At 29.5% G+C, this 13,570-nt stretch carries 4 protein-coding genes, 3 tRNA genes and 1 pseudogene; 7 read left to right on the top strand and 1 reads right to left on the bottom strand.

Annotated features, from left to right (window positions below):
• The first annotated feature begins 64 nt into the window (after nt 1-64).
• Nucleotides 65-649, top strand: a pseudogene (gene slmA, locus A35E_RS02655) (nucleoid occlusion factor SlmA).
• Between the two features lie 1,214 nt (nt 650-1,863).
• Here slmA and degQ read toward each other — a convergent pair.
• Nucleotides 1,864-3,234, bottom strand: a complete 1,371-nt coding sequence (gene degQ, locus A35E_RS02650; RefSeq protein WP_014889142.1) for a serine endoprotease DegQ — start codon at nt 3,232-3,234, stop codon at nt 1,864-1,866.
• Nucleotides 3,235-5,380: 2,146 nt separating this feature from the next.
• Between degQ and gshA the strand changes: the two genes are divergently transcribed.
• The 6 genes from gshA to lpxK all read left to right on the top strand — a co-directional run bounded on the left by gshA (nt 5,381) and on the right by lpxK (nt 12,577).
• Nucleotides 5,381-6,952 carry a glutamate--cysteine ligase gene (gene gshA / locus A35E_RS02645; protein ID WP_014889141.1) on the top strand — a complete coding sequence of 524 codons (1,572 nt, stop codon included), beginning with the start codon at nt 5,381-5,383 and terminating at the stop codon, nt 6,950-6,952.
• Nucleotides 6,953-8,194: 1,242 nt separating this feature from the next.
• A tRNA-Arg gene (locus tag A35E_RS02640) sits at nt 8,195-8,268 on the top strand.
• Between the two features lie 67 nt (nt 8,269-8,335).
• Nucleotides 8,336-8,411 (top strand) — tRNA-His (locus A35E_RS02635).
• Nucleotides 8,412-8,587: 176 nt separating this feature from the next.
• A tRNA-Pro gene (locus A35E_RS02630) sits at nt 8,588-8,664 on the top strand.
• Nucleotides 8,665-9,818: 1,154 nt separating this feature from the next.
• Nucleotides 9,819-11,564 (top strand): lipid A ABC transporter ATP-binding protein/permease MsbA, encoded by a 1,746-nt coding sequence (gene msbA / locus A35E_RS02625; protein WP_014889140.1) that lies wholly within the window; start codon nt 9,819-9,821, stop codon nt 11,562-11,564.
• Nucleotides 11,564-12,577: a tetraacyldisaccharide 4'-kinase gene (lpxK, locus tag A35E_RS02620; protein ID WP_044105225.1), complete on the top strand. Its 1,014-nt coding sequence runs from the start codon at nt 11,564-11,566 to the stop codon at nt 12,575-12,577. Before msbA ends, lpxK begins: the two co-directional genes overlap by 1 nt.
• Nucleotides 12,578-13,570: the final 993 nt, after the last annotated feature.

The raw sequence follows: 13,570 nt of genomic DNA, 5'->3' as shown, positions 1-13,570 counted from the left end.
AATGAGGATGATACCCTATATTTCACTATCATTGATACTGATGAGAGTTAGGGACTAATTTAATATGATAGAAAAAGAGAAGACGAAACGCAACCGCTGTGAGGAGATTTTGCAGGCATTAGTGAAGATGCTTAAATCAAGCAATGGTAGTCAGCGAATTACTACCGCAAAATTAGCAGCAAATGTCGGCGTTTCTGAGTCTGCTCTTTACTGTCATTTTCCTAATAAAAGTAGGATGTTTGATATTCTAATTGAGTTTATTGAAGAAAGCTTAATTACAAGAATTAACCTTATTCTTCAAGATGAAAAAGACACCCAGCATCGCTTACGTCGAATACTTTTATTACTTCTTGCCTTTGCAGAGCGTAATCCCGATCTTACTCGAATTATGGTGGTCATGCGCTTATGTTTGAACAAGAAGATAGACTTCAAAATCGGATTAATCATCTTTTTGAGCGTATTGAAGTACAATTACGTCAAGTATTCCGCGAGCAGAAACTACGTAAAAGTAGAACTCTAAATTTAGATGAGTCATTACTTGCTAGTCAGTTTTTAGTTTTTTTTTAAAGGAATGTTATTACGTTTTGTAAGGAGTGAGTTTAAATATCGTCCTACTCATGAATTTAAACTACGTTGGTCGCTTTTTTAGCGCAAATATATTAAGCGCTTGTAATTTATTAGGCAGTTTTTAGTACTTTTTTATATGTCAAAAACACTCATCATTTAATGATGATCTAATCATGTTTGTTTTTATAAAAAAAAGAAATTTATATTATTTCTAATATTTTTTTGATTTACACATCGCTTAAACTATCTTTGATTTAAACATGGTTTCCTAAATATATTTTTTTTAATTAATAATTCTCGTTTTTAATATATTGGTTTTCATAAAACTGCATGTAAAAATTTTAAATTTCTTAGAAACTTTAATCTTTAAAGTGGAGATGTTTGCTACAGTGAAGGGTCTAATTGATTATTTTTATATTAAAAAAATATAAATATAATTTGTAAAAACAAGCATTATATCTCTATTTAATTGTTTCTTTAATTATTTAGATTTATTAAAAAATAATAAGATTATCGGTGTAATTTACATTTTAGTAAAAATGAAAAAGTGAACTTAGTTTATTAAAATTTAAGGTTGAATTTAAACTTTTTTAAAAAACTGATTTTTAAAACAACCTGACATTGCTTTAAATATATGAGAAATTAATTCTATATAGTTAAACTTATACATTTATTTTATTGAAAAATGTTCAATCATGTCAAGACATAATTGATGAGTAGATAAAATCGTTTTATTTTTGCTTCGCGATATCGAAGAAAAATCTTGATAAGATGGATCAATAACGTTATTAACGTAAATAAAAATATCAATAGTTAAGATATTAGAGAAGGTGATTGGAAGGGGTAATTTTTATAAAAAAAAATATTAGCATTTAATTGTTAAAAATACAGTTGATTTAAAATCTTAATAAAAATAAGAGAGATACTCTGCATGACTATGATATAAATAGATTAATTCTTAAATTAAGAGTAAAAGTTTTTTTAAAGTACATATTATTTTATTAGAAATATCAAATGGAGTTCTTTTTTTTAAAGATAGTCTTATAGACTAATACTCATCATTATTTCGTTGAATTTTTTATTCGTCGATAAAGATATTTATCGTAATTTTAATAACCTTATTCATTAAATTACTAAGTAGTCGAAGATAAATAAGAAAGTTTTAATATTAAGAATTTATAAAGCAATATCTTTATAATACAATGTCTTAGATTTTAGAGAAAAAACGCAACAATCATGAACAGTCGAATAAAACGTTAACAGGACACTTTTAATATTGATGTCCTGTTTTCATGTTTAGCGCAACAATAGGTAAATATCTGCCTCTCCCCGTATAATGTTTAGTACCATGACTGAAGGTTTAGTTTCTAATACTTTTCGTAGTTGCTTGACGTTTTGTATCCGTTCGCGATTTAGACTGATTATAAAATCACCTTTTTGAAGACCCATTGCGGAAGCAGAAGACTCTTTTACAACCTCTTCTACCTGAACACCCTTTTTACCATTTTTTAGTTGACCATTGCTGAGGGAAGCGCCTTGTAGCGCAGGGATGAGGATTTCTTCACTGCTTGTAACAGATGCGCTGTCATCTAGAATTACTGAGAGCGTGTGTGCTTTTCCATTGCGCAAAAGACCAACTTTGACGGTTTTACCCGGTATTGTAGTTCCGACTTTGACTCGTAATTCAGCGAGACTCTGAATAGGTTTACCTTCTACTGCAACAATTATATCACCAGCTTTGATACCCGCTTTAAAAGCAGCTGAATTTAACAAAACTTCACTCACAAAAGCACCACGTTGAGCATCAACATTAAAGGCTTTTGCAAGATCAGCAGTTAGCTCAGTACCTTTTATACCTAATTGACCACGTTTAACTTCTCCATATTCAATTAATTGTTGGCTTAAATTTTTAAAAATATTACTTGGAATAGCAAAACCAATTCCTATATTACCACCTCCTGGTGCTAAAATAGCGGTATTAATACCAATTAACTCTCCGTTAAGATTCACAAGGGCCCCACCAGAGTTTCCTCGGTTAATAGATGCATCCGTTTGAATAAAGTTTTCTAGACCCTCTAGATTAAGGCCGCTGCGACCAAGCGCTGAAATAATACCAGATGTAGCGGTCTGTCCAAGACCAAAGGGGTTTCCAACCGCAACTGCAAAATCACCGACTTTAAGAGTATCGGAATCCGCGATGGTTATTTCACTTAGATTTTTTGGCGAAGGTAATTGTAATAACGCTAGATCAGTTTTTTCATCATGTCCAAGTAGTTTAGCATGAAATTCACGCCCGTCATTTAGTTGTATTTTAATTTTATCTGCACCGTGAACCACGTGATTATTAGTGATTATATAACCTTTTTTAGCATTAATAATAACCCCTGACCCTAAACCTTCAAATGGGCGAGAATCATTGTGATTTCCTGGAGCGTCAGGCCAAAAAAAGTATTTGAATTCTTTTGGTAGAGCCAGACGTCTAACAGGTCGAGAGCCTTCAACGTGCACGCTAACTACTGCTGGAAGTACTTTTGTAAGCATTGGCGCTAGACTAGGAATAGACTGCCCAGTCATTTCAGCGGGTAATGCAGCCTGTAATGCAGAAAAAGGCATTAGGCTTAGCCCTATGAGGAGCGTCAGTATGCTGAAGAGTGGTGTTTTTTTCATTATAATTTTAAACTCGCTATTTTTTATATCAGATATATTAATTAAGTCGACTGATTATGGTAATAATAGATCATTATTATTACACTGATTAGTGTGAAACTTTTTAAGTTCTAAGAGGTTTTATATACATAAAATTTACCGCGCGGAGGATTACTACATCTCATCTCTAAAGTGTTATTAGGGATTCTTATATAGAATTATTTTCTTTTCATGAATAATTTTTATTATGATTATGGTTGTAATTATTTTTATATATCTATTCAGAGAAAATTTCTTAGCATTTTATTTTTTTCCTGATTAAAGATTAAGTAATTAACTTGTCATAATAGTATGGATAAAATAAATATATTAAGTTTTTAATGCATATACTTTATTATTAAGAAATAAATCAACGATATTGAATGCGACAAGCTAATCTTTTTTTCGTATTTAATTGCTTTTTTAATGCAGTTTACCTTGCGTTGCCTGGCTTATAGCAGGATGTTATCGTATTTTTTTTAATAGTTTCTTAAGAATTTTTATTATTATAGTGTACATAATACAGGTTATAACTTAACAATAGGTGAATATTTTTTATATACCAATTAATAATTGTTTATGTTCTTTTTTTTGATAGTAAGCCAGATATATTTGGTAGATATTTAATCGGATTAAAAAAAGTACATACACATCTTCAAGACCTTCGAAAAAAAATGATTAATTTTCTGTATTATTAATGTTTTTAAGAAATTTAATAGTTGTATATGTGACATATAAAATTATCAAACGAATTTGTTTAATTTTTTTTTGTTTAGACCAAATTAAAAAGTGTTTTTATTTAACATAGCATGATGAGAGTTGATTGATCGATGTAAATTTCTTGATCTTAAACTTCGTTTAATTGTTAAGAGTAGTTTTTAGATAAAAGTGTTTTGTGTTTTATTAACTTTAATTAGGTATGATCGCCTAACATGTTAATATCTGACTAACTTTATCAACACATAATTATGTGTATGTCTGTTTTATTTAAGACAAAATTGATTATTTTTTTCATAAATATATTTAAAACTAATTAGTAATATTAATATTAAAGTGAAATTATTTATATTAACAATTAAAAAGTTTTTAACTATTATTTTAGAACTTGCTAGATTATAAAAGTTAGTAATATTTTAATTTTTAAAGTTGTATTTCCCTTGGAAGTTTTATTATTAGATGACCTGATTTAATCAACAGTTTTGTAATTAGCAAAGAGACATTATTAAATATGCTATTTTTAGCAAGACATCCTATTTGTCTTGATAGACCATTAAACTTTATAGTTTTGTTGTGATAGAGCTAAAAATAATCGCCAGAGATCGTATTTAATAATGTTGAACTATAAATTATATACATAGTATATTCAGATATATAAAACACTAGATCAGTTTTTTCGTTGTATCATTAGATTCTGTTCTAGTTTATGGTTCGTCATATTCATAACAAGTTCATTAACAATATTTTTACTAGAAAATCCAATTAATGCATATGTTCACTTCATGATGACTCCTTGCTTCTATTAAGGTTTTTTCTCCAAAGATACATATAGTTATCAGTATAAATTTTTTATTATTTATGATTTTACCTAGAGAAGTTATTTATATATAAAATCTTAGCTCCTTTTTTTTTCCTTTGGTTTATGTATTTTTTTTGAAGATCAGAAAAATGTTTATTTAAATCTTTTGTTAATAAAATTTTATTTGTAAACTATTAATATAAAATGATTTTTATAAAAAACAGTGATATCAAAAAATTTTGATGATAAGAAAGCATTTTTATAATTTTAAAAATTACAGTTCATTAATATTAGTACAGAATTATTACTAATATGATGAAGAGTAAGTGGGGAACCTGTGCATCAAGTATCTTGTAATTATTTTAACAATTTTAAGTTGAGTCAACATTTACTAAATACTTTTTTCAAAAAAAAGCACACTTTATAGAAGATAAGGTTGTTCTTTTTCTTAAAAGAAATATTAAATAATTTTTTATGGGTTAATTTTGAATTTTTAGCTATAGTGAACAACTCGAAAAAATAGTTTATTTATAATAGTTTTCTTTAAAAATAAATATTTATCAATCGTTCTTTATCCTAAAACTACACACAATATAATTGTGGGAGTTCGCAATGATTCCAGATATCTCTGTTGCGCTTGCTTGGTTGAAAGTTAATTCTCAAACTCTTAATGGGATTTGTCGAGGCGTAGAGCGAGAAGCTTTACGCATTAATGTTAATGGGAGATTGGCAAAAACCTCTCATCCTAAAATATTAGGTTCGTCATTAACTCATAAATGGATTACTACTGATTTTGCCGAATCGTTATTAGAGTTTATTACACCGATTGACAATAATATCGATTCTATGCTAACCACGCTACGTGATATCCATCGTTATGTTTCTCGTCGTCTGGGTAATGAGCGCCTCTGGCCAATGAGTATGCCTTGTTGTATTGACAACCCTCGACTTATTAAAATTGCTCAATATGGTAATTCTAATATAGGAAAGATGAAAACTTTGTATCGTAAGGGATTAAAAAATCGTTATAGCGAATTAATGCAAGTTATAGCTGGTGTACATTATAACTTCTCTTTTCCTATTAAATTCTGGCAATCTTATAAAGATATTCGAGATGATACAAGTGGTAAAGAGGTTATCTCAGCTGGTTATCTACAATTAATCCGGAATTATTATCGGTTTGGTTGGATTATCCCTTATCTTTTTGGTGCTTCACCGGGTATGTCTACATCGTTTTTTATAGGTAAAGCAATCGATCTACCCTTTAAAAAAAAAGGATCAGAGTTTGTTTATTTACCTTATGCAACTTCGCTTCGTTTGAGCGATTTAGGGTATATTAACCAGACTCAAAGTCAGTTAAACATTACTTTTAATCATCTAGAAGAATATATCCGTGGTTTGAAGGAAGCCCTCAACACACCCTCTATCAAATACGATCGTTTTGTAGGTAAACAAGATGGTCATTACCTACAATTAAACAATAATGTGTTGCAAATCGAAAATGAACTCTATGCACCAATACGTCCAAAACGCGCAATGAAAGATAATGAATCGTTATGTGAAGCGCTCATACGCGGTGGTATTGAATACGTTGAAGTCCGTGCTCTTGATGTCAACCCTTTTTCTCCAGTTGGGGTAGACGAAGAACAGATATTGTTTTTAGACCTATTTCTCATTTGGTGTACTTTGGCTACATCGCCAGAAATAAGAAAAGAAGAATTAATTTTAATGCGGAGTAATTGGGATCGAGTTGTTTTAGAAGGGCGTAGACCTGGACTGATGTTACGCGTTAACTCTGGCGGTAAAGAAGAATCATTGAAGACTCTAGGTAAATTATTACTTATCGATCTTATGCGATTAGCAGAAATCCTCGATAAGAATAATGGAAATACTAACTACAAGAAGGTTGGAAATAACCTCATAGATAGATTTGATAATCCTTCATTTACACTTTCTGGTCGTTTTTTAGAACAATTAAAAGAGCATGGTTTTGAGAATTTAGGGTTAATTTTGTCTAATCATTATCACCGGACGTTGTGTGATGAATCTCTAGAGTTGTTAAATCAGAGTAAACTTGATACAGAATCTTTGAATTCTTGGCACAAGCAGCGTGATCTAGAACGAAAAGATTATTTAATTTTTGACGAGTTTTTGGAATCATATAATAATAAACAAAAAAATTAGGATTAATGAGAAATGTTTTTGTATTTTTTGAATAGATAGGAATATTAACTTTATTAAAAAAATAGAAAATGTTTTTTTTAGATAGTCTATTAAATAATAAAGATAATAATAATATATAGTGAAAGATTATATGTTTTATCTTTGAATGTTTATTATTATCCTTGATAATTCATTTTATTTTATTGAAATTATTAAGGTTGTAATGGATTCTGTTACTAACAAGTCGTAAAAAATACATTATAAACCTTTAATTCTGTATAGGTATAAAATATTGGAATAATATTCTATTCATATTTAGTGGTAACAATTCTATCTAATTTTTAGCTTTCCTTGATCTTAGCGGTAAAATGATAATAAAAGTGTAGGTCTTGAAAAGATCGGATCTACTGTCTGTGCACATAGTTCATATAAGTTTTTAGATATCAATATATTGAGAAAACCTCTTTTTAAAAAGAATAATAAAAAGAGAGTAATATTCTCTAATTTCTGATATTATAGAGTGTATATTATTGAAAGAAACTTTGAAGTTTATTCTTTTTTTTCCTTATTTTTTTTGATGCTACAATTAATAAATAATTTATTTAAAAAATAAATAATTTATTCTCAATATGATTTTTTTAAAAAAAAAGGGTACTTTAATAAAATAATTAAATTAAAGAATCATATATTTTTTATACAAGATATATATAAAATATTAAAATGCAAAATATATAAATATAAATATAAAAAGTTAATTTAAACATGACATAAATTATATAAAATAAATGATTTTGTAGTACAGGGTTTAGTGTTGAAGTCAAAGAAGTAAAGTTGCTAGGTAATTTATACTTTAATATTTTTAATAGTTATTCCGTCTATTCGGTTGTACAGGAATAGAAGGTTGTATTTCACTTAAAAACAGTGTTAAAATTATAAGTTAATGAAACTAGTTTTCTATCTATAATAAAAGCAATATGGAGAAAAGCTTCTCTAATATGCTTAGATGCGTTATTAAACGAAAATTTAAGAAATAAATATCAATCGCTTTAATAACAAATAAGTTTATCAACTATTTATAGTATAATTTGCCTGCATTATAGGTTTTTGTTTATCATATGATAAAATTTATACAATCAATCGGAGAAAAGCTTCTCTTAAAGTATTACTACTAAATAGTAAACAAAAACAAATACATTACTTTCTTAAAAAGACTAGACATCATGCATATAAACTCGTATTGTGTAAAGTACATAGGACACATTAGCGCTCGTAGCTCAGTTGGATAGAGCGCTGCTCTCCGAAGGCAGAGGTCTCAGGTTCAAATCCTGTCGAGCGCATGATGAGATTTTTTAATCACAGAATATTAGTTTTTACATATCATATATTATAAAGTGAATAACAATGGTGATTGTAGCTCAGTCGGTAGAGCCCTGGATTGTGATTCCAGTTGTCGTGGGTTCGAGCCCCATCAATCACCCCAACTATATTTTATAAAATGATATCTTAAAAAATCTAATTTTTTATTATATTATGTATAATATATTGAGAAATGTAAGGTAATATTTTTATCAAAAAACTATAAGTTTTTATAACATTTATTTGAATAAAGCTCATGTAAATATATCAATCCTAATTAGCAATAAATCTATTGTTGTTCGGCGAGTAGCGCAGCTTGGTAGCGCAACTGGTTTGGGACCAGTTGGTCGGAGGTTCAAATCCTCTCTCGCCGACCATTTGTAGAAATAGTGATTATGCAATCCTTAATAAATCTTTAATGCTTTTATTACATTAATAACAAAAATTTACGTCTTACTTACTTCCTGAAAATAAGCTAGTTTTTTAATGCACATGTTTCTTTTTATCTTAAGTAATTAAGATAATTACATCAATATGTCTAACAGTTATCATTTCATTTAAAGTACAGGAGAAATCTAGTAATAAAATTCAGATTACCTTCCTATATTAAAAATTGGATATAATGTGATTATAGCTCAGTCTGATAGACATCTAACTGTTATTCTCTCCACACCCTCTTTGTTCACTAATAGCGTTAATTTTAATGCCTAATTAGATTTAATGGATCTGAAATTATTCTTGAAGATCTAATAGTTTAGATAAGGTAAGCGTTTTTATAACTGGTTCTAGAATTATTAAAGATAAGTTTATATAAACAACACTTATGCATTGTTTTTTTACTGTAATGCAGTTTGTTCAAAATGTTTTACTTAATATCAACTGCGCTATTGTGTTTTTATGAAAATTCATTGAAAAAAAATTAAATCTTATTATTCACGATGTATACATGTGAAATGTAATCTTACCCAAAATAGGTAAAATTGTTATATCAATTTATAATTATTTTTCTAATTATTTATTAATATAATATAGATTAATCGTTAACAATACTGTAACGAAGTTTATAAAAACTCCTAAAACAATATTAAAAGATCCTTGTTTTTATAAAATTGATTTAGATAAATATTACAAATATAATTTATTTCTTTAAAATCATAGTTATATAGGAATGTTGAATTAGAAGATCAACTATGTTTTCTTCATTTTCATTAATGATGCTTTAACTATTGTTTAATTTAGAATTTTATCTTAAAGACTATCGCAGTCTAGGTAACTATGATACGTAAATTGTTGAAAATGTATTTTAATGATAAGGTAGTAAATAAAATTAAGTTGTTCCTAACGTTGCATAAAATTTGATAGGTTTAAAATTAATCAAGCTACATCACTATCATATTGAACACTTCTTATCTTTGCAATTAACTTCCTATCAGGAAGTGCTTTTTTTATCATAAAGGGTTCTCAGTGGTTTGAAGTATATCATGCTAAATAGGTAGATAGAACGCCATTTAGCCTTATCAGTGGTAAATGAATGTTAAACGATAAAGTTCTCCCCACCTGGAAAAATTTCCACCGTCTTTGGCCAATGGTGTCACCTTTTAAACCCGGTCTGATCGTTGCAGCAATTTTCTTGATAATTAACGCTGCTAGCGATACTTTGATGTTATCATTGATAAAACCGTTATTAGATGATGGCTTTGGAAAAGCTAAAAGTAATATTCTTGTTTGGATGCCACTCATTATAACTAGTTTAATGGTATTGCGTGGCATTAGTGGATTTATCTCTAATTATTGTGTTTCCTGGGTTTCCGGTAAAGTAGTAATGAATATGCGTCGTAGACTCTTCAATCATATGATGGATATGCCGGTATCATTTTTTGATCAACAATCTACTGGTACTTTACTGTCACGTATTACCTACGATTCTGAACAGGTAGCTTCATCCTCCTCTAGTGCTTTAATTAGTGTTATTCGAGAAGGTGCATTAATCCTTGGGTTATTTGCAATGATGTTTTATTATAGCTGGCAATTATCCCTAATTTTAGTAGTAATAACTCCTATTGTTTCACTTGCTATCCGTCAGGTATCAAAACGTTTTCGTCAGATTAGTAAAAAAATACAGAATACAATGGGTCAGGTTACCACTAGTGCTGAGCAGATGCTTAAAGGACATAAAGAAGTATTAATTTTCGGTGGGCAAAAAGTAGAAAATGAGCGTTTTAATAGCGTGAGCAATCGTATTCGGCAACAAGGGGTAAAAATGGTTGCTACCTCATCGGTTTCTGATCCGTTAATTCAATTTATTGCGTCGCTTGCATTGGGCTTTATCTTGTATGCTGCTAGCTTTCCGTTAGTTATGGAAACATTAACTGCTGGGACAATTACCGTAGTATTTTCATCAATGATTGCTTTAATGCGCCCACTAAAATCTTTAACTAATGTAAATGCTCAATTTCAGCGAGGTATGGCTGCTTGTCAAACTCTATTTTCCATTCTTGATATGGAAACTGAGAAAGATGAGGGAGTAGTGGAAGTTAAACGAGTTAAAGGCCATATCTTATTCAAGGACGTTACTTTTTACTATCCAGGTAAAAAAACACCTTCACTTTATAATATTAATCTAAATATCCCTGCAGGGCATACTGTAGCTTTAGTGGGTCGCTCCGGATCAGGAAAATCCACGATTGCAAATCTATTAACACGGTTTTATGATATTCAGCATGGACATATCCTGCTTGATGGTGCTGATTTAAGATCTTATAAACTTTCTTCACTCAGAAATCAAGTTGGGGTAGTATCTCAAAATCTTCATTTATTTAATGACACTGTCGCTAACAATATAGCCTATGCGCGTAAAACAATTTATTCTCGAGACCAGATCGAAAAAGCAGCTAGTATGGCGTATGCTATGGATTTTATTAATAAACTAGATCAGGGTTTAGATACCTTTATTGGTGAAAATGGAGTTTTGTTATCCGCGGGTCAACGTCAGCGAATCGCTATTGCTCGAGCTCTATTACGAGATTGTCCAATTCTTATTCTAGATGAGGCTACTTCAGCATTAGATAGTGAATCTGAGCGAGAGATTCAAAAAGCGCTAGATGCTCTTCAAGAAAACAGGACTTCTCTGATTATTGCTCATCGCTTATCTACTATCGAAAAAGCTGATCAAATCCTTGTGGTTGTGGAGGGAAAAATCGTTGAGCGAGGTAGTCATCAGGAGTTAATATCTTGCCAAGGTGTTTACGCACGGCTTTATCAACTACAATTCAGTTAATTTTAAATTTTATTTGGTCTAAGTCTTTTTTTCTATATTGGTTACTATTGCCGTTCTCTTGCTTATATGGATTAATTACAGCTTGTATTCGTTTTAGTTATCGTTGTGGATGGCGCAAAGTATATCGTTTTCCCATTCCTATTGTAGTGATAGGCAATTTAACTTTAGGTGGTAATGGCAAGACTCCGTTAGTTCTGTGGTTAGTAGTTCAACTTCAAAAACAAGGTTGGCGAGTTGGAATTGTTTCACGTGGTTACGGTGGACGAGCAAATTATTATCCTATTTTATTAGATTCTACTACAACTAGCAAAGAGTGCGGAGATGAACCTCTTCTTCTCTGGCAACGGACTGGTTTACCTATTGCAGTTGCACCACGACGTATCGAGGCGGTAGCGGCGTTATTGCGCACGCAGTCGCTTGATGTAGTGGTCAGTGATGACGGATTACAGCATTATGCTCTTGGTCGAGATATTGAATGGGTGGTTATTGATGGAAAGCATCGTTTTTATAACGGTTGGTGGTTACCCGCTGGCCCTCTACGTGAAAGAGCTACTCGTTTAAAAACAGTGCAAGCTATCATTGTTAATGGCGGAGATGTTTATCCTGGAGAAGTATCCATGCATCTTGTGGGTGAAACGGTTGTAAATCTACTCAGTGGTGAACGACGTTCTCTTAGTAGTTTCTCGTCAATAGTAGCGATTGCTGGAATTGCTCATCCAACACGATTCTTTCATACCTTGCATTTAGGTGGTGTTACGCCATTAAGAGAAGTAGCATTTTCTGATCATCAAGTATATCGACAGCATATGATTGATGTTTTAGTTAAGCCGGAGGAAGATCTAATAATGACAGAAAAAGATGCAGTCAAGTGTCAAGCATTTTCTCGAGCTAACTGGTGGTACTTGCCAGTTGATGTACATTTTCCTCAAGATGTTGAAAAATCATTGCTTAGTCCAATTTTGCAAGCGATTTATCTCTATCAGAGTAAGAAAGACAAGAGTAAAAAAGCTTAAGTGAAGTGTTTCTTAACCTTAATAGTTAGATTATAATAGGAGAAATAATTCTATTTTTAATAAAATTTGTCTATTGTGAATAATTTTAAACAATTTTATTGTTATTTATTTCACTATAATAAAGATTTTATCTGATTTTCTATGGTATAATTGTACTAAATGTGATCTTGTTTGTAACAAAAAAAAGAATAAACTTAAAAGTGTTATATAATCAACAATTCTTGCTATGAAATCCCTTCTTTTCGATTTATGTTTTTTATAATAACAAAAAAAAGTAAAGTAATACATATAATAGTTTTTTTTGAAAAAATGCAAAGATTTAATTTATTCAGTTTAATAACACTTAAATAAATAGAATTTTACATCGTAATTTAATCTTTATTTAACCATGTAATTAGTTTAAGTTGATTTTCTCATAATTAGAGAGAATTATTGTTGGTTTTTCAACAAACAATATTTTATCTTATGTAATTTTAATTTTTTTATTATTGTATTAGTGTTTTGTGCTAGATATTTTAGGGGGTGTGCTAACACACAGATATCTAATTTGTTAATAAGTGGAATTTTTTATATCGTTCGAGATTCTAAAATTAAAAAATAATAAATATTTTAGATATTTGATAGAAAAGTTCGTTAAATTTAAAATTTTTTTTGAATAAATTATTAAAATTTAAACAATGATAACAAGCATTGTTGGTTATCAAGTTGACTAAAATAATTATATTCTTAGTGATAAGAAATTGTTTAAATTTTTATTTATTATATAGAAATATAGGGATATAGTTAGGAGTATAGTTTTGAAAATTTATTGCTAATTGTCTAATAAAAATAGAGTAAATTATTTTTTTTAAAATTATACAATAAAATGTTGTTTTTTTTCACTAAAAACATAATAAAATTTCTGACATTTTTCATCTGAAAAATAAATATTGAAATAAGTCTCTGTCTATCAGAATAGTAACTGCTTAAGAAAGCAACAAGGTTTTTTCTAAA

The sequence above is a fragment of the secondary endosymbiont of Heteropsylla cubana genome (assembly GCF_000287355.1).
GTDB lineage: Bacteria > Pseudomonadota > Gammaproteobacteria > Enterobacterales > Enterobacteriaceae.
The sequence above is the reverse complement of the archived record's forward strand: the minus strand, read 5'-3'. Positions and strand labels throughout refer to the sequence as shown.

What these genes read in the sequence shown, in the direction of transcription:
- degQ (WP_014889142.1), bottom strand. Translation starts at nt 3,234, where the DNA reads ATGAAAAAAACACCACTCTTCAGCATACTGACGCTCCTCATAGGGCTA.
- msbA (WP_014889140.1), top strand. Translation starts at nt 9,819, where the DNA reads ATGTTAAACGATAAAGTTCTCCCCACCTGGAAAAATTTCCACCGTCTT.
- gshA (WP_014889141.1), top strand. Translation starts at nt 5,381, where the DNA reads ATGATTCCAGATATCTCTGTTGCGCTTGCTTGGTTGAAAGTTAATTCT.